General features: G+C 43.9%; 18 protein-coding genes. 9 read left to right on the top strand and 9 right to left on the bottom strand.

Annotation, left to right across the window (positions count from 1 at the left end):
• Positions 1-654 carry a carboxypeptidase-like regulatory domain-containing protein gene (locus KI659_RS09455; RefSeq protein WP_394369776.1) on the top strand — a complete coding sequence of 218 codons (654 nt, stop codon included), beginning with the start codon at positions 1-3 and terminating at the stop codon, positions 652-654.
• A 1-nt stretch (position 655) separates the two neighbouring features.
• Here the strand turns inward: KI659_RS09455 and KI659_RS09450 are convergent, their stop codons facing one another.
• Positions 656-1570, bottom strand: a complete 915-nt coding sequence (locus KI659_RS09450) for a 1-aminocyclopropane-1-carboxylate deaminase/D-cysteine desulfhydrase (RefSeq protein WP_213945102.1) — start codon at positions 1568-1570, stop codon at positions 656-658.
• Between the two features lie 59 nt (positions 1571-1629).
• Between KI659_RS09450 and KI659_RS09445 the strand changes: the two genes are divergently transcribed.
• The 3 genes from KI659_RS09445 to pheS all read left to right on the top strand — a co-directional run bounded on the left by KI659_RS09445 (position 1630) and on the right by pheS (position 8617).
• Entirely contained in the window at positions 1630-2673 is a 1044-nt protein-coding gene (locus KI659_RS09445) for an RluA family pseudouridine synthase (protein WP_213945101.1), read from the top strand.
• A gap of 493 nt (positions 2674-3166) precedes the next feature.
• Positions 3167-7522, top strand: coding sequence for a hypothetical protein (locus tag KI659_RS09440; protein WP_213945100.1), 4356 nt, complete (start codon positions 3167-3169; stop codon positions 7520-7522).
• Positions 7523-7588: 66 nt separating this feature from the next.
• On the top strand, positions 7589-8617 hold the full coding sequence (gene pheS, locus KI659_RS09435) for a phenylalanine--tRNA ligase subunit alpha (RefSeq protein WP_213945099.1): 1029 nt from the start codon (positions 7589-7591) through the stop codon (positions 8615-8617).
• Positions 8618-8752: 135 nt separating this feature from the next.
• On the opposite strand, the gene KI659_RS09430 is transcribed toward pheS, so the two are convergent.
• The 6 genes from KI659_RS09430 to KI659_RS09405 all read right to left on the bottom strand — a co-directional run bounded on the left by KI659_RS09430 (position 8753) and on the right by KI659_RS09405 (position 15934).
• A complete protein-coding gene (locus KI659_RS09430; protein ID WP_394369777.1) occupies positions 8753-10144 on the bottom strand; it encodes a peptidylprolyl isomerase in 1392 nt (463 codons plus the stop codon).
• Complete coding sequence (locus KI659_RS09425) at positions 10137-11030, bottom strand: peptidyl-prolyl cis-trans isomerase (protein ID WP_213945097.1); 894 nt, start codon at positions 11028-11030, stop codon at positions 10137-10139. The genes KI659_RS09430 and KI659_RS09425 overlap by 8 nt, the downstream gene beginning before the upstream one ends.
• The gene (locus tag KI659_RS09420; RefSeq protein ID WP_213945096.1) at positions 10987-12999 is read right to left on the bottom strand and encodes a peptidylprolyl isomerase; all 2013 of its coding nucleotides are present in this window, start codon (positions 12997-12999) and stop codon (positions 10987-10989) included. Before KI659_RS09420 ends, KI659_RS09425 begins: the two co-directional genes overlap by 44 nt.
• Positions 13000-13091: 92 nt before the next feature.
• Positions 13092-13508 carry an ATP-binding protein gene (locus KI659_RS09415; protein ID WP_213945095.1) on the bottom strand — a complete coding sequence of 139 codons (417 nt, stop codon included), beginning with the start codon at positions 13506-13508 and terminating at the stop codon, positions 13092-13094.
• Entirely contained in the window at positions 13498-13839 is a 342-nt protein-coding gene (locus tag KI659_RS09410) for an STAS domain-containing protein (protein ID WP_213945094.1), read from the bottom strand. The genes KI659_RS09415 and KI659_RS09410 overlap by 11 nt, the downstream gene beginning before the upstream one ends.
• A gap of 31 nt (positions 13840-13870) precedes the next feature.
• Entirely contained in the window at positions 13871-15934 is a 2064-nt protein-coding gene (locus KI659_RS09405) for a GAF domain-containing SpoIIE family protein phosphatase (protein WP_213945093.1), read from the bottom strand.
• Positions 15935-16022: 88 nt separating this feature from the next.
• Between KI659_RS09405 and KI659_RS09400 the strand changes: the two genes are divergently transcribed.
• Positions 16023-16745 (top strand): DUF4197 domain-containing protein, encoded by a 723-nt coding sequence (locus KI659_RS09400; protein WP_213945092.1) that lies wholly within the window; start codon positions 16023-16025, stop codon positions 16743-16745.
• A 25-nt stretch (positions 16746-16770) separates the two neighbouring features.
• Here KI659_RS09400 and KI659_RS09395 read toward each other — a convergent pair whose 3' ends face one another.
• Positions 16771-17085, bottom strand: coding sequence for a DUF721 domain-containing protein (locus KI659_RS09395; protein ID WP_213945091.1), 315 nt, complete (start codon positions 17083-17085; stop codon positions 16771-16773).
• 13 nt (positions 17086-17098) lie between these two features.
• Positions 17099-18223, bottom strand: coding sequence for a radical SAM family heme chaperone HemW (hemW, locus tag KI659_RS09390; protein WP_213945090.1), 1125 nt, complete (start codon positions 18221-18223; stop codon positions 17099-17101).
• 84 nt (positions 18224-18307) lie between these two features.
• On the opposite strand from hemW, the gene KI659_RS09385 reads away from it, so the two are divergent.
• The 4 genes from KI659_RS09385 (at position 18308) to KI659_RS09370 (ending at position 23056) form a co-directional block, all read left to right on the top strand.
• The gene (locus KI659_RS09385; protein WP_246535347.1) at positions 18308-19981 is read left to right on the top strand and encodes a BamA/TamA family outer membrane protein; all 1674 of its coding nucleotides are present in this window, start codon (positions 18308-18310) and stop codon (positions 19979-19981) included.
• Positions 19982-21097 (top strand): DUF4271 domain-containing protein, encoded by a 1116-nt coding sequence (locus KI659_RS09380; RefSeq protein WP_213945089.1) that lies wholly within the window; start codon positions 19982-19984, stop codon positions 21095-21097.
• 46 nt (positions 21098-21143) lie between these two features.
• Positions 21144-21917: a uroporphyrinogen-III synthase gene (locus tag KI659_RS09375; RefSeq protein WP_213945088.1), complete on the top strand. Its 774-nt coding sequence runs from the start codon at positions 21144-21146 to the stop codon at positions 21915-21917.
• A 161-nt stretch (positions 21918-22078) separates the two neighbouring features.
• Complete coding sequence (locus tag KI659_RS09370) at positions 22079-23056, top strand: PorP/SprF family type IX secretion system membrane protein (protein ID WP_213945087.1); 978 nt, start codon at positions 22079-22081, stop codon at positions 23054-23056.
• The last annotated feature ends 110 nt before the right edge of the window (positions 23057-23166 follow it).

The raw sequence follows: 23166 nt of genomic DNA, 5'->3' as shown, positions 1-23166 counted from the left end.
TTGAAAATCAATTTACCACATATAGCATTTTTCCTGTTTTTCTTCGGTGCAACTTTTCTGTGCGCAGAAGTGCAGGCTCAGGATGAGCAGGAGAGAAGGATTCTCCAACTTTCCGGGATTATCCTCAATGCTGATAGTACAGACGCTATTCCGGGAGTAAACGTGTACGTTCCCAAAAAGGGTAGAGGTACCAGCAGTAATAATTTCGGATATTTCTCTATGCCTGTAGCAGAGGGGGATAGTGTGGTTTTCACCTTTATAGGTCTCAAAAAGCAGTCCTTTGTAATTCCCAAGGACCATAAGGATGACAAGATCAGCCTTATCGTCACCATGGATACCGACGAGATCCTTTTAGGTGAAATAGAGGTAATGCCCTATCCGACTGAAGATGAATTTAAAAGGGCCGTGTTGGCCTTGAATATCGAGGAGGATATGCCGCTAAACCGGGGCAATTTGAGTCCGCAGTTGCTTTTGCGTTGGGCTGAGGAAATGCCGGCTTCAGGTGATGAGAACTTCAGGGGATTCAGCCGTCAGCAGGTTATGCAGACCCAAGACAGATACGGACCTAGACCGCTGCCATTGCTCAACCCATTTGCCTGGCGTGACTTCATCAGAAGCATCAAGCGTGGTGATCTCAAAAGCAGGGACGATTAATTTACCGGTCCTTTAGGTCGGTTCCAAACCGCTGATTGAAGCCCTTTATGCCCTGCAGCCCCCCGGTGTGTAGACATAGAATGGTCTTATTTTCCAAGCCTTCGCATTGATCCAAAACCCCATAAAGCATCTTGCCGGTATAAATGGGGTCCAGCGGGATTCCAAAACTCCGATAGAAATATTCGATAAACTCCAAAAGAACTTTGTTGTGCTTGGCGTACCCTCCAAAATGGTAATCCGTGAAAATTGTGTATTCACATGAATGGTTGATCACCTGAGCATTAAGAAGATTTCTGAACTCTTCCCCCATGAAATCCCCTTTCAGAGCGGAAAATCCCCAGACCTGCTGATGCTTTTTCGCGGCTTTAACCAGTCCTGCCAGCGTTCCGCCAGTTCCTATGCTTGTTGCGATGATGTCGGCACGCAGGTCTTCTTCAGTCAAGATTTCCGAGGTTCCTTGAATTGCCAATTCATTGGTGCCACCTTCTGGAATATGGAAAAAATCACCAAATCTCTCTTTCAGACTCTCTAGAAAAATAGGGTCAGCTTTCATCCTATAACTTTCCCTGCTAATGAAGTACAGCTCCATCCCGTTTTCTAGTGCTCTCTCAAGGGTTGGATTCAGCTTTTTGGGTTTTTCACCCCGGATAATCCCGATAGATTTTATTTCCGAAAGCTGAGCTGCCACAGCCGTAGCCTGGATATGGTTGCTGAAAGCTCCCCCAAAGGTCAGGACTGTGTGATGGTTTTCGCTTTTTGCTTTTTCCAGGTTGTATTTGAGCTTGTAAAATTTATTGCCTGAAATAAAGGGATGAACCAAATCCAGCCGCTTGAGCAAAAGCTTGATGTTTTGTCTTTCCAGAGAAGGCAAATTGATGAGTTGGGTCGGTATCGCGTTTGGATCGAAAAGGGGCATGTTTTCAGATAATTCCCAAAAATACCAATTTCTTGTCTGACACCTTGTATTTTTGCATCATGAAAGAAGATTTAGAGGACGAAGAAAATTTCGATGATGGTGATGAAAACCTTTATGAGCATTATAGCATCAAGGTAGACAAGGGCCAGGCGATGGTGCGCATAGATAAGTTTGTGACCGACAAAATTGCCAACTCAACACGGAATAAAGTTCAGATCGGAATTGACCAGGGAAATGTCTTGGTGAATGACCAAAAGGTGAAGTCGAATTATAAGATTAAGCCTGGGGACCTCATCACGGTGATGTTTGACAAGCCAAAGATGGATAGCGAAGTGATCCCTGAGGAGATTCCTTTGGATATCATTTATGAAGATGACTATTTGATGGTGGTCAATAAGCCCGCCGGGATGGTGGTTCATCCTGCCCATGGTAACTGGACAGGAACCTTGGTAAACGGCTTGGTGTATTATTTCAATCAGTTGCCTACTATGCCGGGCAATTCAGGACGACCGGGATTGGTGCATAGAATTGATAAAGATACCAGTGGGTTGTTGGTGATTGCCAAAGCCGAGGAGACGATGACGCATCTGGCTCATCAGTTTTTCCACCATACGATCGAGCGGACATATATGGCGCTGGTTTGGGGAGAACCTGCGGAGGAACAAGGGACCATCGATGCGCATGTGGGCAGAAGTGCCAAGGACAGGAAGGTCATGCAGGCTTTTCCCGACGGCAGTCAGGGCAAAAATGCCATTACACATTATAAGGTGTTGAAAAAATTAAGGTATGTTTCGCTGGTGCAATGTAACCTTGAGACAGGCCGTACCCATCAGATCAGGGCGCACATGAAGCATTTGGGACATCCATTATTTAATGACGCAATGTATGGAGGGGATAAAATCCGTAAGGGAACACAGTTTTCAAAGTACAAAGCTTTTATCAAAAACTGTTTTGAGATTCTGCCTCGGCAAGCCCTGCATGCCGCTTCATTAGGATTTATCCATCCGGTGACCAATGAAAAGCTTCATTTCGAAAGCCCGCTTCCTGAGGATTTCACTTTGGCACTTGAGAAATGGGAAAACTATGTACAGACAGATGTTTAATTGCTGAATTTGTATAAATTCCCTGCCTGGGCTGAGGAATTATTAATTACATCGCAATCATTTTCCCGATTTGTCAATTGAGGAACTGGTATATGGTTGATGAGTTTTCAAAAATAAGCTCAAATAAATATTTGATTTTGCCAATATGGTAACCGAAAACGATTCAAAATAAATAATCTGTAAATATTGATCCAAATGTTTGAGGAATTTTAAATTTCCAAAGACCTGCCGTATATTTGTAAAACCAATTGGTACTCAATGTACGGATTGATGTAAGGTATTGTCCAATACGGAGAGCCGGCCAATAGGCTCAGGAAGGTTCGAATCCTTCTCTTACAACAGGTTATTTTGGGTTTATTGTTAATTGACTAAAGCTATGGAGTAATATTCCATAGCTTTTTTTATATTTCATTAGTTAAAGTTTTACAATTTTTTCCTAGAAAAATATCTTTATAGCCATATATAGGTTATTTTGCTGTTTGATTGCTTAGGTATGACCGAAAAAACACCCCAAAAGTTACAATTGAGCGATGGGCAACGGAAATTCCTCCGTTACTTTCTGATTTTTATTGGGACTATTCTTTTTCTACAGGTTACGGTATATTTCACATCTGACTTTCTTCTTCGCCGCTATATCAAAGAGCAGGTGGAAATTGCCTCGGATGGAAAGTACACCATTGATTTCAAAAGGTTTTATCTGTCCCTTTTGGAACGGGGATTTTATGTGGAGGGATTCACGTTGGTGCCTTCCGACGAAACGCTGGAAGAAGAAAAGCACCTCGCTTTTCACCGAATCGAAATACCTGAATTTTCCATCAAGGGGATTAATTACCGCTTTGGTGATAAGATTTTGGTTCTGGGAACCATTAGACTTACCGAGCCGATGATCCAGTCCCGTCTTCAGGAAATGGAAGAGGAGGAAAGAGGCGAAAGCCCGCTGCGGATGTTGGAACAGGAAATTCGGAAATCGGTAGGGGGTAACTTGGAGGATATTATTATCAGGGATCTGTACGTGGACAATGCGGACCTGCTGTTGGAGAATTTCATTAGCCAGCAGTCCATAAAAGCTGAAAAAACCCATTTCCACGTTGCCAACATCCAGATTTTGAAGGAAAGGGAGATTGCCACGCCTTTCAATGCCGAAGGGTTTGATTTCCAGATGGACAATTTCGAGCTGCTTTTGGCGGATAGTATTCACACCATTAAGGCTAACCATGTTGATGTTTCCTCGCTGGAGTCTTATATCAAAGGACAGCAGGTGCGTTTAGTCCCAGATGTGACCAGCCCTTCTGAAATCTATTATCAGGTGGAGCTCGATTTTTTGGAATTGACGGATGCGGATATCAACAAGGTGTTTTACACCTCCGAGGTTGAAGTGGGCAGGTTGGCGCTCAATTATCCCAAGTTTTCCATTTTCTCAGATGTGGTCACCGATGATGCAGAAGGGGCCATTGAATATGATCTTTATCCCCTGATTCAGGACATCCTGGCCTCCATCAGTGTGGAAAATATGGATATTTATAAAGGAAGCTATCTTCAAAGGAGCATCAGGGATACCAATCGCAACAGAGTGGAGGCGGGGTCTATAGATTTCAAGATGGTGGATGTGTACATTGGTCCAGATGAGGAAAAGAAACGGAATCAGTTTTTTCACGCCAGAGATGCTGCCCTTGATATCTCGGATGTAAAGATTGCCTTGGCAGATGGCGTCCATTGGGTAACCGGTCAAAAAGTGCTTCTTTCTTCCTTTGATGATGCGATAGAGATTACGGGCGTGAAAGTATTTCCCATTGACGATGAAGGAGAGACCCCTGACATAACCCTGTTTGAAATAGATGTCCCCTCCCTTTCACTTTCCGATGCCAATCTGAAGAAAATCTACAATGAGAATATTGTGGATATCAAGGAAATGATCATCAATGAGCCTTCCGTACTTCTCAAAGACGTGCGGGCCGGCGATGGGGACCAAAACTTGGCACAAACATCCCTTCAGGAATTAACCCGTGAATTCCTTCGGGCAATCTATGTGGAGAGGCTGGAAATGCGCAAAGGTAACCTTGTGCTTGATAATAGACTTCGACTTAGGCAGGATAGTTTGGCCTTTGGTGAAATTAACTTTGTGTTGGAAAATTTCCGATTGGACGAAGATGTGGACAGTCAGTCGTCTAGGATTTTCTTCGCCGAGGATTTGCAGTTGGAGATTCAGGATTATGCTTTGAAGCTTTCCGATAACCTGCACATGTTCACTTCGGATCGACTTTATCTGGATACCAAAGAGAATTTCCTTCAAATCAACGGTTTTAAATTTCGCCCGGCAGATCCCAATAATATTCAGGAAAACCTCAACCGATATGAGATCAACTCGGTGCTGGATATTGAAATCCCTGAGTTTTCTGCAAGAGGAATTGATATCCCTTCAGCATATTTTAGAGGCGAACTGCTTGTCAATCAAATTGAAGTTCCATCACCAGTGATTAAGCTCACACAATATAGAAAAGGTGAAGGGAGGGAGGACCGTGAAGAAACCGATATTGATAAGTCCGATATATATGATTTGCTCACCACTTATTTCTCAGTGATAAAGGTGGACTCACTTAACCTGATAGCGGGGACTTGGGAATATGAAAACCTGGGTCAGGACCGAATCCGGACTTTTGCAGAAGACAATGTATCCATCCGGGTTAAGAATTTTTACCTGGACCAATATTCAGGGGAAAGGGAGTTGCAATCCTTTTTTGCTGAAGAGCTGGATATCAGCTTGGACAATTATGTCTTTAATCTGGCGGAAGGACAATACAGCATAATCGCCGACAAAATCAGCTTTAATTCCGCCCGAGAGGAGATATTGACAACCAATGTGAGGCTCCGCCCGCGCAGGAATATCCCAGCCAAAGTTTCCATCAGTGCCGATATTCCAGAAATGAGCTTTGGAGGGGTGGATTTGGAGACCTTTGTATTTGACAATGAGTTATCGCTTCAAAAAGTGAAGCTGACCGATACGGACGTGCGTTTATTTATCAACCGGGATGAAGAAAGGGAGGACAGAAGAAATGGACGGGGCAGAAGGGGGCGCGACCGGAATCTCCCAAGAACCATTGATGTGGTGCAGATTGACACCATAGAGGCTGAAAATGCCCACATCAATGTAGCTTACCGTATTGACGGAGTGAGCAGGGAGCTGATCGATACGGGGATAAACCTCAAGTTTTTCAATTTCCTATTGGACAGCACCAAGCTGACCCACGGGGAAATTGCTGAATTCTTTGGAAACATGGAGGCCAGCATCGATGATTTTTCACTGGTACTTCAAGATAGTATACATTCGATAAATTTCGCCAAAGTAGACCTCAACACCCAAGATGAGGAGATTGTATTTACCGACCTTGCTTTGACACCCATTAACACTGTGGGCCAACCGGGTCGGCCTGTGATTTCTGCAGCCGTTCCGAGAGTGGTGATGAAGACCGAATCCCTGAATGAACTCCAGCAAACTGGGGAGTTTATCATTTCGAGCCTGAAATTAGATGATCCAGTCATAGCTCTTTATTTGGACAACGGAGAGAAAACAGTTAAGAAGGTGGAGAAGACTGAGGAGGCCCTTCAGCAGATTCTGACAAACCTCTATATTGGCAGGTTTGAAATAGGGGGAGGGAAAATCCAGCTTTTGGAAAAAGGTACCGCCCAAGACATACAGACTTTCTCCAACTTGGGTTTGGTGCTCAGCGACCTGAACTTTGACCTCACCCGAATGGGTGAGCTTGATACCAAGTTTTTCCTGAATTCAGACTATGAGGTAGTGATTCCAAATTACGAATTGGAGCTGAAAGATAGCCTGAATGTAGTCAGGGTGGGGCTGGCAAAGCTTAACGGAGATCAACTTATCTTAGATGATGTGCGCATGTTCCCAAAAGTAGGGAAATACGAATACATTAGGAAAGTAGGCCACCAAACCGATGTTGCGACAGTACACATTCCGCAGGTGGTTTTTGATGGGCTGGATTTGAACAAGTTTGTGGAGGATAAGAAATTTGTAGCCAGAAGGCTTGAACTCCACGACCTTTCGGCAGAGGTATTCAGGGATAAACGCTTTGAGATCAAGGAAGGTAATTATCGCCCAATGCCGCAAAAGCTGATGATGAATGCTGGTATTGATGTGACCGTAGATTCACTGATTATGTCAAAGGCAAACATCCGCTATCATGAGTTTCCTTCCAAAGGTATGGTGCCTGGCAATATACAGTTCAATGATATGGATATATCCATTGCGCCTTTTCAGCTGACCGAGAACCCGGATAATTATGAATTTCAGTCCAGCGAGCTGTTTGGCAAAGGGTTTATGAATGAGGTGGCACCCATGGAGATTTCGGGCACCATGTACTTTTTTGGTGATTTCCCGATGAAAGTGAGGGCTCAGACAGGTGAATTTGAGTTGGCACTCATCAATCCGATTTTGGAAACCAATGCTTTTGCGACAGCAAGAAGAGGAACTATTGAAGAGGCTCATTGGGAATTTATAGCCGACGATAACAGCGCAAGGGGGGAAATGACTGTGCAATACAGAAAGCTTAACCTGCGCTTACTCGACGAGCGTACTCTAGAGCAGGGCACGGGAAGAAAGCGGATTCTTTCTTGGGTGATCAATGCCATAGCCGTGAGAAGCAACAACCCCCGAAGGCTTTTCAATAACCTGGTGACCTCAACCATCTATGAGCCAAGGGACGACAGCAGGTTTATCTTTAATTACTGGTGGAGGGCCACGCTTTCTGGCCTAAAAGGATCGGTAGGATTGGGGCAACCCAGGATTCCCAAAGAAGAGGAGATGGAAATAGTCTTTCCAGAGGAGCCCTAAATGCCGCTTTGCTGTGAATAGTGTCGAGAAAGTTTTAGATTTGTAATCTCAAATTAAGAGTTTTCCATGCATAACGATAAAATAGAAACCCTTTTAAATGAAATCACTTCCTATAAGGCCAATTCCCCTGAGGAGTTGGAAGCTTACAGGATGAGGTTTATCAGCAAAAAGAGTGTGGTAGGTGAGCTTTTTGCAGAAATGCGAAACGTCCCCAATGAAGAGAAGAAAGCCTTTGGCCAGAAGATCAATTCCGTGAAGCAGGCAGCGGAAGACAAGTTTCAGGAACTTATTGAGGCGGTAGGTCAAAATGGCAAAAGCCAAAAATCGACTGACATTGACCTTACTTTGCCGGCTACCACTTTGCCTGTAGGAGGGATCCACCCTTTGACGGCCACAAGGCAGCGCATTATCGAGATTTTTGAGCGTATCGGATTCAACCTTTCTGAAGGCCCGGAAATCGAGGACGACTGGCATAATTTCACGGCGTTGAATTTCCCTGAAAATCACCCTGCCCGGGAAATGCAGGATACCTTCTTTTTGGAAAAGAATCCGGATATCGCCCTTAGAACACACACTTCATCTGTTCAGGTGAGGGTGATGGAAAACCAAAAGCCGCCGATCAGAACTCTTTCTCCGGGAAGGGTTTTCAGAAATGAGGCCATTTCGGCAAGAGCCCACTGTATTTTCCACCAAGTGGAGGGGTTGTATGTGGATAGAAATGTCGGATTCGCGGATTTGAAGCAGACCTTGTATCACTTTGCAAAGGAAATGTTTGGGAAGAATACCCAAGTGAGGTTTAGACCATCCTACTTTCCTTTCACTGAGCCTAGCGCTGAAATTGATATCTCCTGCCAGCTCTGCAAAGGTGAAGGTTGTAATGTCTGCAAAGGTACCGGTTGGGTAGAAATCGGCGGGTCAGGAATGGTGGATCCAAATGTTTTGGAAAATTGCGGAATTGACTCTGAAGAATTTACCGGGTTTGCTTTTGGAATGGGCATCGAAAGAATTGCCATGTTGAAATATCAGATCAAGGATTTGAGGCTATTTACTGAAAATGATATCAGGTTTTTGCGGCAGTTTAAGCCTTTGATTTGAAAAAAAGCCCGAAGACGGGAGACCGGAGACAGAAGGGGCGGGCAATGTTAACCTTGAACCATGGATTAGGAATATTTTAAACCCTTAACAAAAAAGAGGAGCTTTTCAAAGCTCCTCTTTTTTTATCTAATTCCGTCAGCGTTCTTTTAAAACGTCGCATCGGTCGTATGCTGGATCAATATCTATATAAACGTCATCTTTGGCACTAATAAACCATTTGTTGAGCAGGTTTTCTTCTTTTTGCCTTCGAGTCGCCGTTTTCAACTTTTCATAATCATCATTCAGATTGGCGCGGTGTGCTGGGAACTTCTCCTTGTAATATAGAATCCTTACCCTGTCCTCTTCACGCTCATTTTGGTATCTCATAGGCTTTGTGATGGAACCCACCTTCATGGTATCCAATGTGAAATACAAAACAGGATCATCCAGGTTTCTAAGTGTCAACCTATTTGCTCCGGTGTTTTGGTCACTGAAAAAGCCACCATTATCAGACGTGTTACGGTCGTCACTATACTCCTTTGCTGCTTTTGAAAAGGCAATGCTGTCATTGACAATCTTGGTTCTCAAGCTGTCCAAATATCTTTCAGCCTTTGCGATGTCATTATCGGTCGGCCTAGGTCTGATGAGGATGTGTTTGGTGTTGAAAGTGTTTCCCCTTCTTTCCAAAAGTTGGATCATGTGAAAGCCAAACATGGATTCTACCGGGTCACTGATCTCTCCTGGCTTCAAAGCCAAAGCAGTTGCCTCATATTCAGGAGCCAATTCGCCCCTTCTAAAGAAGCCCAGCTCACCGCCTTGTGCACCAGAACCTGGATCTTCGGAGTATTTCTTAGCCAGTGGACCGAAGTCCTCCTCACCGTTCAGGATTTTTTCCTTCAAACCTTTCAGGAAGTTCACCACTCTGTCTTTTTCCTCCCTGTTCACTTCAGGCTTTTTCACAATTTGGCCCACTGTTACCTCAGCCGAGAAAAACGGCAGGGAGTCTTTAGGGATCTTGTTGTAGAACCTTCTTACCTCAGCAGGGGACACGGTAAGACCAGCAGTGATCTTCTTTTGCATCTTATCAATGATCAATTGCTCCCTGATGGGCGTCTCCAACTCAGCTTTCAATTGGTCGGCTGTTTTTCCATACACTTCTGCCAAGGTATTTTCGTCGCCGCCAAACTGCTGCATGATCATAGAAAACCTTTGGTCAGTTTGCAGCATCACTTCGGCATCTGATACTACTACGGAATCAATCTCAGCTTTGGCCACCATCATTTTATTTATCAAAAGTGATTCGAAGACATCACATCGGGTAGGGGCGTCAAATCCTTCCTGCTGTTGGGAAATGGACTCCAGATAGGCTTTCTGAAGGTCTGATTCCAAAATGATGTAATTGTCAACCTTGGCAATGATCTTATCCACCACCTGTCCTGTTTTTGGAACAGGGGGCGTTTGGGCTGCGGTGTCTTGATCTTGCGCCATCAATTGCCCCACGCCAAGCAATATGGCCATGGTAAAAAAGCATTTTTTAATGTCAATCATGTATTGTAAACTCATTTTTTTCTAATGCGCGACTATAAATATCTTTATGTAGCTGGTCAGCTAAGCTTACTTTGCGCTTATTAAGGATGATTTTGGCTATTTCATCCCGCACAAAATCCATCGGGGGTACCTGATCGGCAAGCTTAAATTCCAGTATTTTGAAATAATAGGCAAATTCCTCATCCTCGACTTTATAAAAGTCGTTGCTTTTCAGCAACTGGACCTTATTTGGATGACCAGCCAATGGGGTGTTCTGGGTGACTTCGTCAAATTTAACCCATGTACTGTCCTCAAGAAAGAAATTGCTCGCATATCTTTGGGCTAGCTCCCTAATTTCTTTGCTGTTGTCTCGATTGGATTTCAACAGCCTTTCCAAATCTTTATTCTGGGGCAGCTGTTTTTCCAGCTTGAAGAAATTGACCCTACTTATTATTTCTTTTAGGATGAAGTTTTCCCTGTTCTGGTTGTAGTAAGCCGAAATTTCTTCATAAGGTACATCCTTGTCCAAGTTTTGGTCTACATAGTCTTTTTCATATTCATACACCATCAAGGCATATTTATAGTCCAAAAGTTTCCTTTCCAGCTCAGCTGGGTCTATAGATTTATTCTTCTCTGCCTGCTGCACCATCAGTTGTTTTCTGATCCAGTTTTGAACGTAACGTTCGGCAAATTTCGCGCTGTCTTCACCTGGGGTGATTTTAGCACTGAGAAACTCCAAATCAGATGAGAATAGACGCTGGCTGCCAACAGAAGCCACAAGACGGTCATCTGCATCTCTGCCGATCCTTTTTCCCGTGTTTTCACAAGAAGAAAGCGCACCCGCGAGGATCAAAAGGTAAACCTTACTTTTTAATAATCTCAAATACACGTTCTTTTTCTTCTTCATTCACCTGAATGGGATAGCGCTCCCTTAATTCTGCGATCAGCTCTTTCTCCAAAGTTTCTTGATAATCCTGTATCGCCTTGCCTCTTGTTTCTGAAAGCTTTTTGGGCCCAGGTTCAATGGAGGAGCCCAAGACCAAGAAATGAGAGCGACCATCTTGTTTTAACTCATGGTATTTCTCTGCTATGTCTACCTTCTGAAGCACAGCATGGTTAGCATGCTCAAATACACCGTCTTCAAGTTCAAATAAGCCAGGGTAATCATTTAGAAACTGGTCTTCCACGGCTGGCTTTAATCTAGAGCTGTAGGCTTTATTGGACAAGAATCTTCTTACTTTGGAGAGTTGCTCCTCCTTGTTCATTTTCACGATTAAAGCGGGTACTCGTTCCTTCCACTGGTATCTTTCCTGGTTTTTGGCAAAATAGGCCTCTAAACCCGCAGTGTCCAAAAGCGCTTTTTGCCATACCATATCGTTCATCAAACTGAACAGTAAAATACCGTCCCGGTATTCCTTAACGAGCATTTTGTATTCCTCATTGTTCTGAAGCAGTTCCTGTTCCTCGGCTATGTCAAGCTCTGCTTGGATGAATTTGTCAAACCATGGCTGGAAAAACTTCTGCGGGCTGGTTTTCACCACTGCCTGGTCACTCTCGATGAATCTAATAAAATCCCTCACTGAGCGATCCTTTTCCGCTATAGTGATCAACGTGGTATCCAGAAGGTTTTTTTCTTCCAATTCACTTTTTACTGCCTGTAGACTTTTTCCAAGGGCTTGGTCTATTTGTGGTTTGATGTTTTCTATTAGTCCACTGTTTTCCTGATAGCCAAATTTCGACTTCTGCATAGCCACCACCTGCGTTTGAATCAGAGAGGAGCGGCTGTCACGTAAAATTTTTGACCTTAATGCAGGCTCCATCACTTCATAGGGGGGGACTTCCCGCACATCTTCCAGTCGTATAATATGGTACCCGTAAGCCGTCTTGATAGGAGAAGAGATTTCTCCTTTATCTTTCAATTCAAATGCGGCTTTTTCAAACTCCGGAATAATGGCACCTACACCAAACCAGGGAAGTTTTCCTCCCGTGTTTTTGTTGCTTTGATCATCGGAGAAGTTTTCCACCACGGTATTCCAGTCTGCGTTTGGTTTTTGCAGCTCGGTATAGATATCGGCAATTCGCTGTCTGGCCCGATCCTCTGTTACGGGGTCTGCAGAATTGGTGCGTACCAGAATGTGGGATACGCGAACCTCGCCCGGATTGGGCTTTCGGTCTTCCAGTTTGATGATGTGATAGCCATAATTGGTCAGAATAGGAGCTGAAATTTCCCCTATGGAAAGGTCATAGGCAGCATCCTCAAATGGCTGGACCATAGTCAGAGCAGTAAAATAACCCAAGTCGCCTTTGTTTTCCTCTGCCGTAGGGTCATCTGAATGCTCCAATGCAAGTTGGTTGAAATCGGCCCCCTCTTCGGCTTCTGCCTTGATCTTTTCCGCCATTCTCAATACAGCAATACTGTCTTGCCTGCTGGCATTTTGAGGAAATTGCAATAGGATGTGGCTGGCTTTCAATACCTCTTGGGTTCTTGAATAGGCCTTTTTTATCTCCCCTTCCTGCAGGGAGTATTTTAAAATGAAGGGTTTCTTTAGGTCTTCTTTGAATATGGTGAATTCCTTGTCGAACTCATCTGAATCCTCCATCCCTAAATTGACCGCTTCGATTACTTTGAGCTTGTAATTGATAAAGGCATCCAGGCTTTTGTCAAAGTTGGCCTTGGAAATTTTGTCTTCGGCTCCCTCAAAGTGCTGGCTTTTGGTATAGATATGGACAAACTCGTCTGCAAAAATCTTTTCCTCGCCCAAGGTAAGCAGTGGCTGAGGGGAGTTGTCAATTGCGGTATTGGTATCCATCTTTGCGGATGGGGCACAGGCTAACATGCCCCCCACTAACAGGAAATGGAAATACTTTATTTTCATATATGTTGGCTTGCCGAAAACGATAGTGCAATGTTACAAATTTAATAGAAGAAAAATAGGGGTGGGATTGTATATGTGGAAATTATTAACAATTATTTGGAATTAAGCATTTTGGTCAATCTGCAGGTGTTTTGGGTTCCTGTAGATTCGAATTCAATGTTGTCCATTATTTTTTTGACCAGCATGATGCCCAAGCCGCCCTTGCGTCTTTTTCTTTTCACTTCAGCAAGTTCAGGCTGCTTGTATTCGAGTATGTTAAAGCCCTCACCGCTATCTTTGATCTCTATGACCAGCTTGCTTTCGGTTTGGAAGACTTCCAGATAGATTTTATCGTTGGGGTTGCACTGATGGGAATGTATCATCAAGTTGGAGCACACCTCATCCACAGCAAGCACCACCTGGTTTTTGGCTATTTCAGAAAGCTGCGACTTGTCCAATACCCCGTTGAGAAAACCACGGAGTTCGGAAAGTTTGCTTTTTTCACAACTTAAGATAAGATTATGCCTCATAGAATTCTTGAAGAGCTTTCTCTTTGGTAGTCTGGATAATAATGAGCTGGTCGAGTCCAAGTATGTGAAAGACATTATAAACTTTTTGGTTTAATCCGAAAATTACAAACTGTATGTTTTGGGCTTCAAATTCCTCCAGATAAGACATAAAGACACCGAGTCCGGCGGAGGAAATGTATTGAAGGTTGCTGCCGTCCAAGAGGATTTTCTTATTGGGTTCCATTACGGCTTGCAGGGCGTTGTCAAGATCGACGGAGTTGCTGGCATCCACCTCGCCTGAGAGGGTCAATATTACGTGTTCGTCTTCCTGTATCTTATCTATCTGCAACATAGTTTTTTATACGCTAATTAGCGGTTAGGGTTTATTTTAAAAACTTAACTATCAATAAAGAGTAATCATCGTCCGGCAGGGTGTCGGTGCCGATAAACTCATAAACTTTTTCCATTATTTTTTTGACAAGGTCTTCAGGCGACAACCTGTAGTTTTGCTCAAGGACTTCTTGCAGGTTTTCGAATCCAAACTCTTCCCCTTGCCCGTTTTTAGCCTCGATGATGCCGTCGGTATACATCAGCATGATGTCTCCAGGCTGATATTGCAGGGTTTTTTCCTTGATGAATTTCGAATATTGGGAATTGCGGAGAATCCCTAGTCCTAGACCATCTACTTCCAAATAGGCACAAGTGTTTTTCCTTGCGCTGTAATAAAGGGTGGGGCAGTGCCCAGCCCGGCTGTAATTGATTGATTTCGTGGCGGTGTCAATAACATAGTAGGTGGTGGTGATGAAGTGGTTTTTCTCCAAGCACCTGCCCAAAGCGCCATTTGCCTGGGACAAAAAGGTGGATGGTGGCAAGTCCTGCTGCACCAAAGTGTGGAAAACCCCCTTCATCTGCGACATGTTAAAGGCCGCCGAAGTGCCTTTTCCCGATACATCACCTATGATGATCGCAAACCTGTCAGGTGTAAACTGGAAGGTCTCATAATAATCCCCGCCCACCTCATCGGCCGCTTCGGAAAGTCCTGCAATGTCAAAACATTCGTTTTTGTGCAGCACAGATGGCAAAAGGCTTCTTTGGACCCGCTGCGCAATTTCCAATTCCTCTTTATATCGCTCGTTTCTGATCGCTTCGCTCAAAAGCCTGTGGTTTTCTACCGATATGCTGGCCTGTCCCACAAAGGTCGAGATGATATTAATCATTTCCTTGTTAAAGCCATCCTTCACCTCTTTGAGCAAATAAATATGTCCCAGCACTTCCTTATTTACACGAAGTGGGATGATTAAGGCTGACTTATAGAAGGGGTGTTTTATTTTGCCTGTCAGGTATTCAAACGACTTCGGTTCTTCTTTGGACAAAAAGTCTTTAAAGGGCTTGGCGCTTTTCAGCTGCTCTTCCACTTCAACTCGGTCTTCTTCGCTTATAAACCTTTGGTGGATAACTGTTGGATTTTCCCCCAAGGGAGAAAGTTCCAGCCAAGCGGCATCAACATAGGCGGCGCTCATACAACTGTCCATCAGGATATCCATGACCTCATTTTCACTCTGTCCAGGCTGAATAGATTGGCTAAGTTTTTGAAAATTGATGGCCTCAGTCAGCTTTTGCTCAAAGACTGAGGAGGTCGGCAGGTTGAACAGTGTCACCAAAAAGCTGAATAGCGCATAAATAAATACAAACCCAAATAGTCCCAGTAGAAATAGGTTCTCGGTAAGGCTTACCACCACTGTAGCTTCCTCGGTCTGGGTAACGGTGTGGAAAAACAGGAAGCCTGTTGAAAGCAGGATAATGACCAGAAATAAAATAGACTTCCATTTTTCCTTAAATGTAAGGTAGGGTATCCATTTCAGGTTTACAGAAAGTATAATTCCGAAAATGTAAATAAAGAATAGTCCAAAGATAAAGCTATAATTAAACGTGGTCTGGTTAAAGAACACGAAAAACATGCTGACCAGCAGAATGATCTCAAAGGCCTGCCATTGCTGCACTACGTTTTTGTCCTTTTGGTAAAGGATGAGCTGCCGCCAAATCAGGGCCACTGAGATCAAGAATATTGTGCTCAGCCCAAAATTGACATGATAGAAGAAATTTTTGAGTAAGGGGTCAGTGGATAAGCGGCTATTTCCCAATAGAAAGTAGAAAAAGCGGATCAGCAAGGTGATCCCCGCGGCAAACAAACCCGTAGAAACCCCTTTCCAAATCAGATCCAGAAAACTTATTCCCTCATTTTTTTTGATGTCATTGTGAAAAAACAAAAACACCATGATAAAAAATAGTGTTTGTAGTATCCAAGTGATTTCCGGGGAAAAGCCTGTATCCATACGGTTTATCGCTCCAAAAAGGCGGACCAAGTCCACAAATAGGAGAGCTAACCACGTGATGATGGCTAATAATAAGGCAATTCTACCGATATTTAGATTAAAGATCTTGAGCATAAATAAAAACCACTACAATAATACATAATCTAGCGGACTTTATGCTCTTTGTAAACTTTCCTTTTAAACTCTTTAAATGTTGCTGAAAATGAAAAATTATTTATCCAAAGTGTCTGTATTTTTAATGACCCTGCTTTTGGTTGCCTGTGCGGGTGCTGATGTGGGGAGTATTCTTCGAGGCGCTGCGGGCGGGGCATTATCAGAAGATGATGTGGCCAGCGGTCTGAAAGAAGCTTTGGTGCAAGGAATCTCTAAAGGTTCCGAAAGTGCCTCCAGGGAAGATGGCTTTTTCAAAAACGAGTTGATAAGAATTGCCCTTCCAGAGGAGATGAGGAGAGTGGAATCCACCATGCGATCCTTAGGTTTGGGTAGTGAGGTCGACAGGGTGCTGCTCACTATCAACCGTGGAGCAGAAAATGCCGCAAGAGAGGCAAGGCCTATTTTCGTGAATGCCATTAGGCAGATGTCTGTGCAGGATGCTTGGGGAATTCTTCGGGGAGAGGACGATGCGGCCACTTCATATTTGAGAAGAACCACATCTGAGGAGCTTACCCGGCTTTTTATGCCAAGAATTCAGGAATCACTGGATCAGGTGGGGGCCACGAGGCATTATTCGGATTTGGTGAGGGCCTACAATGCCATTCCAACCACATCCAACATTGATCCGGACTTGAATAATTATGTGACGGAAAGGGCGCTTGATGGACTTTTTACGCTGATTGCGGAAGAAGAGAAAAACATTAGAGAAAACCCGATGCAGAGGACTTCTTCCTTGATGCGAAGAGTGTTTGCGGCTCAGGATGGGCAATAAACAAAATAGGGCGGTGTATGCCGCCCTATTGAAATATCACATCATCAATTGTCCCTTTGCCAAACCGTCCTTCGATCAGTCCCATCACTTTGCTTTTGTTCATGATGAGTTCCTGCTTGATGGCGGCTGAGCTGAGCTTGACGAACAATTTTTTATCTTTTACAAAAAGACTTGAAGTCCTGCTGGAAACGGTGTTCCCCATCAGTTCCCCCCAGGCCTGCACAACCATCCGCTCATTAAATCTGTCTTTTAGCCTGTAGGTTTGCAACAATTCCTCAAACGCCTCTTTTAAAGGAGTCATTTCCTTTTTGCGTTTGCTGTAATCTTTATAGTACGCCATATGGTAAATGTAATCAAATAAACAGCTTTTCGGCAATCAGGTCAGCCAAAAGTTTTCCCTTTTTTGTCAAAACAAGCTTGTTGTCAGGATTTTCCAGCAGCCCTTCTTTTTTCAAAGTGGCAATCAGCTGGCTATGAAGCTCCAATAGATTTATCTGGTGCCGTTCTTGTATAAGTGTCAAGTCCACACCCCAAATGGTCCTCAAGGAGGTTAAAATGTACTCATTAATTATATCATTACCCGTGAGCGGGTCGGATATGATAGCCAGCGACCCGGTCTCCACACCAGTAATGTATTTAATGTTGTTGGCGATATTGTGCTGTCTGTTTTTCCCGTCAAAAGAATGCGCACTTGGGCCAATACCCTGATAGGGTACGCCCTTCCAGTAATTGCTATTGTGGATGGCAAACGAATCAGGTTTTCCGAAATTGGAAATTTCATATTGTATGTAGCCATTCTGCTCCATCTTTTCCTGCAGCATTTCAAATTGCTCGGCATTAAAATCATCCGAATTGGGTTGTATTTTGCCCTTTTTGGCCCACACCCCAAAGGCTGTCTTGGGCTCAATGGTCAGGCAATAGCTCGAAATATGTCCCGCATCAATTTCTACTGCTTTTTGCAAATCACCTTTCCAAATCTGGTGATCAGCTGAGGGAAAGCCATACATTAGATCGATGCTCAGTTTTTCGAACCCTGCTTTTTGGGCCAGTTCAATACTTTTTATCGATTCGGATGCCGTGTGTGCGCGGTTGCTGAATTGCAGGATACCCTCATTGAAGCTTTGGATCCCAATACTCAGCCGGTCTATCCCCAGCGATTTAAAGTCCTGTAGCTTTTTCACGGTGAGGTCATCAGGGTTGGTCTCTAGGGTCACCTCTTCCGGGTTGACTGCATAATTTGCATTGACGGCCTCCAGCAGTCTTTCCAACATTTTCGTGGGCAGGAGCGAGGGGGTGCCCCCACCGAAATAAATGGTCTTTATCAGTTTTTGGGTTCCCAGGTAGTCTTTTTGCAAGGCCAATTCGCGGCACATGGCCTCCACCATTTTTTCCATGGTTTGGGGATTGGTGCTGAAATGGAAGTCGCAATAATGGCAGGCCTGCTTACAGAAAGGAATATGAAGATAGATTCCGGACAATTTTTTATTACTTTTAGACCTCAAAGATACTGCTTTAATTTGTCATTTGTGGGGAGGGCTGTTTTCATATTGATTTTTTGCCTTTTGAGCCAGGACCTCTTGGCTCAGAAAAACAAAGCTATTCTCCATATTTTAGGACCAACTGACTCCCATAGAGCATTTCAGGATAGCCTTGAAAGGGAAAGTTACATTCTTTCCCATGTTGCCCAGCTGATGGAACAAGGCCACCTCATGGCGAAGGCGGAAAGGGTGGGGTTCCATACCGATACATTGCAGGTTGCCTTCCATGCTGGAATGCAATATCACTGGGTTGAACTGAAACAAGGGGGGCTGCCTGCAGAGGTACTGCTGAAAAGTGGTTTTGATGATAGAATGTTCAATGGCAAAGTTGTCTCCTATAATAAGGTGCTAAGTCTCCTCGAGAGGATAATCCAGGCTTCTGAAGGGCAGGGGTATCCATTTGCCGAAGTGGGGCTGGATTCCCTGGCCCTGAATGGCAACCTGCTTTCGGCTGGTTTGACCTATGAAAGTGGGCCTTTCATAGCTTTTGACACCATTAAAATCACGGGCAGTTCCAAAACCGATCCGCTGTTTTTGTCCAAACTCCTTCAGATCCCGCCGGGCACTCCCTTTTCGCAGAGAAAGATAGACCAATCTATATCGAGAGTAAGAAATCTGCCTTATCTCAAGATCACGGAAGAGCCCAGTTTAAGCTTCCAAAATAGTGAGGCTACCTTTTACCTGCCCATTGATGATCGAAGTATTAATATGCTGGATGGGATTATTGGCTTTTTGCCCAACGAATTGGAGCAGAACAAAATCCTGGTGACCGGCCAATTTGATCTGGCTTTATATAATGTTGGGGGAAAGGGACGCAATTATGCGCTGAACTGGCAGCGGCTCAGCCAGCATAGCCAAAATCTCGAAGTCAGTGCGGTGGAGCCACTAATTCTAGGGTCCAACCTTGACGTGATGGCCCAGTTCAGCTTTTTAAAACAGGACACCAGTTTTTTAAATCGTAATTTTAGGGTGGATTTGGGTTACAGGGTTTCTCCCGCACTTTATTTAACGTTTTTCAACAGCCGCCAAGCTGGTGGTCTATTGGATGTGAGCAGGTTTCAGCAGGCTGAGGTCTTGCCGGAAGCGGCGGATTTCAGGTTCAATAACTACGGGGTGCACTTGGACAATAACCGTTTGGATGATGTGTTTTTTCCAAGGAGAGGCCATTTTGCCAGCTTTGAAGTAGGGGTGGGGAATAAGCGGTTGCTGGAAAACACGGCTTTGCCCGAAAGGCTCTATGAAGATGTGGATATGGAGAGCCTGCAGTATTTCATCAAGTTCAATTTGGAAAAGCATTTTTATTTCCGCCCCAATGTGGGGCTTTGGACCGGCCTTCGGGCAGGACTGGTTGAAAGCAACAACCTGCTTTTGAATGACCTTTACCGGGTAGGAGGGCTGCGGTCGATTCGGGGCTTTAACGAGAATTTCTTTTTTGCCAACAAGTTTGCCTATTTGAATGTGGAGCCGAGATTTTATTTTGATACCTATTCTTATTTTATGATTTTTGCGGATATTGGCAGATTGGATAATAGTGTGGGAGGAGTGCATACAGATTGGCCAAGGGCCGGGGGGGCTGGTATAAATCTTGATACAGGGGGAGGGATGTTCCGCTTCATGTATGCGCTCGGAAGGTCGGCCACACAACCTTTCGCTTTCAATTACTCCAAGATACACTTTGGTTACACAGGCAGATTTTAGATGAAAAAACTTATAGGGATATTTTTAGGGTTGGTTTTGGTGGCGGGGCTTGCTAGAAGCACTTTCGGCCAGGTTTTGGAAAATTATAATTCAGCTTTTGAAATCACCCACCGCTTTGAGCCCTTTTATTCACCCGAGCGGGCTACAGTTGAAGTCAATGTTAAAGATTTTCCATCGGCCCAATTCAAGATCTCGGTACCAAAGGGTGCATCGGTGTTTGTAGAAAATGTCCTTTGGCAGCATGCCGATGCCGATACCAGTTTTATTGTGGGTAGCGATACCTGGAGAACCCAGTTCCCCAGTCAAAGTGCCACTAGAAAGGTAAGTATTCTAAAAAGAGATTTGCAGCCCAGGATGCTTTCGCTACATAAAGGCTATTTTGAAGACGCCACGCCTATTGTGTCTGAGCCGATCCTAGTGGAGACAGCCATGGTAAAAAGGGGGAAAGACCGGCTAAAAGAATTCTTTTACATTGCCTTAGTTATTGTAATGGGTTTGGTGGCTTTATATAAGGTGGTGTTTCCAGTGGTGTTTACCAATATGCTCAAACCTGCCTCAGTGTTTACTGCCGAGGATTTTGCGGATAGCCATGCCAAAAGCCGAATTTTCTCCACCGACGTGATATTTTACCTTGTGATCTTCAACATGCTGCTCATGCTAATCGTAGTATTGGCTGTGTATTATATGGAGGTGTCCATTCTTAGAAACTTTTTAAGGGGGGAGCTCAATTTCCTGTTTTTGGTTTGGCTCCTGGGTTCGGTAGTCTTATTTGTTATTTCGGTTGGCAAGGTAATGTGGCTGAAGGCCACAACCTCTATTTATGAAGTAGGCAGGCTGGAGTTTATCCACTTCTTCTACATGCTTAGGGTCTTTTCTTATACCCTGTTGGTATTGGTTGCTTTTATTACCCTTGGGCTGGCCAATGACATCATGGAAACCCGGCAGTTGATCAGCTATTCTATGGTCTTGTTTTTCATACTATATATAGGTGGAGTTTCCATGCTGTTCTTTTTTATGACAAAGAAGGTTTCGTTTAAGAATTACCATTTATTTTCTTACCTTTGCACCGCGGAATTAATTCCCTTTTTGGCTATTGTAAAGCTGATTATAGGGTAGTTCTTTAATAAAAGGAAAGCAGAAAGAAGTAGTAAACCTAAGTAAGATGACTAAATCTACAAAAGACAGATTTAACCCTGTAAAGAGTATCCTAGTTTCTCAACCTAAACCTTCCGATGAGCGGTCGCCATACTTCCAGTTAGCAGAAAAATACAACCTGAAAATTGATTTTAGACCTTTTATCAAAGTAGAGCCAGTTTCCGTAAGGGACTTTAGGAAGCAAAAGATCGATATCCTCAAGCACACGGCCATTATTTTTACCAGCCGAAACGCCATTGACCATTTTTTCAGCATCTGCCAGGAGCTCAAAATCGAAATGCCGGCAGATATGAAGTATTTCTGCATCTCTGAGCAGACAGCCCATTATCTGCAGAAATACATCGTGATCAGAAAGAGAAAATTGTTTGTGGGGGTGCGTACGGCATCTGATCTGTTTGACTACTTCAAAAAGCACAAAGGCGAGAAATACCTTTTCCCATGCTCGGATATCCGCAAAGATGACATCCCTGCTTATTTGGAGAAAAACAACATTGAATTTACCGAAGCAATTATCTACCACACAGTGGCGGCTGATCTTTCCGACCTGAAAGACATTAAGTACGATATTTTGGCCTTTTTCAGCCCGTCTGGAATCAAATCCTTATTGCAAAACTTTCCAGACTTTAAGCAAAACAATACCCGCATTGCCGCATTTGGCCCTACTACAAGCCAGGCTGTGAGGGATGAGGGTTTGATTTTGGATATTGAGGCACCGATGCCCAATGCGCCGAGTATGACGGGGGCCTTGGAGCTGTATATCAAAAAAGCCAACAATTTATAGTATCTTTTTAATCATTTTACAGGTAATTTCAGTTAAATTGTGTAGAATAGTTCTTCCAAAGGCTATAGATACTTTTAACCTGATTGCTCCCGGAGGGGAGGGGTGGTTTTGCCCCATTTTTCTCCTGTGGAATAAGGTGGTCATGATATTTGAGACTACGCATGAAAAAAAGATATTACCTGATTTTAAGTGTACTTTGCGGTTCCCTGATTAATCTGTGGTGTACCTCTGCGGCCCATGCCCAGCAGGATGCGCAGTTTACCCAGTATATGTACAATGGGTTGTATTACAACCCGGCCTTTGCGGGCAAGGAAAACGGTTATCATTTTTCCGCTCTTCACCGCACCCAATGGCTGGGCTACAATGCGCCGTCCTCGGGAGGCAACGGGATAAATACCCAACTTTTGACCGCAGCGGGCAGAATAGCCAACACGAATCTTGGTTTTGGCTTGAACTTTGTAAATGATGACATCGGACCGACGGCCAATCAAGAAGTGAATGTTTCCCTTGGGTACCATTTGCAGATTGGAAGAGGGGTGTTGAGTTTGGGTGCTTCAGGTGGCTTTTTTTCCAGCACCATCAAATATGACGAACTGAACCCGGTAAACCCAGATCCGCTGCTTCCTGCGTCCGGCAGGGAGTCCCAGATCAATTTTAATTTTGGCGCCGGTGCGCTATATGATCATGGGAACTTTTATGTGGGTTTGAGCAGCAGGCATCTTAATGAGCCTGAATTTGATTTTGGAGAGGGGCTTTTTGGCAATCAATTGAGAAATCACAGTTACTTGTTGGCCGGTTACAGAATAAGGACTTTTGGTCAATTTAGTTTTGAACCTAACCTTTTGTTAAAAACTGTCTCCCTAGATAATTTTTCATATGACATCAGCGTTATAGCGACACATAATGATAAGATTAGCGGGGGTTTAGCATACAGAGGAGAGGAGTCAGTGTCGGTATTATTTGGGTATAGCCTGTTAAGGGATAATTCTTTAAGGTTGGGATATGCATTTGACCTAGTAATAGGAGGGGTGGAGGCCAAGGCTCCCACATCACATGAATTCATGCTTGCTTATCAATTGCCTACCGTAGCTCGCGACATCCAACGGGTGATACAACGAACGCCGAGATTTAGATTTTAGGAAAAAAAAGATTCTTTAATTTTATAATTCTTTTTGCGATTTTCTAATATTTTCTACTAAATTTCGAGCTTGTAGTGTGTGAAAAATATGGAAATAACAATACAATTAAA

It is taken from the genome of Litoribacter ruber (assembly GCF_018449405.1).
GTDB lineage: Bacteria > Bacteroidota > Bacteroidia > Cytophagales > Cyclobacteriaceae > Litoribacter > Litoribacter ruber.
The sequence above is the reverse complement of the archived record's forward strand: the minus strand, read 5'-3'. Positions and strand labels throughout refer to the sequence as shown.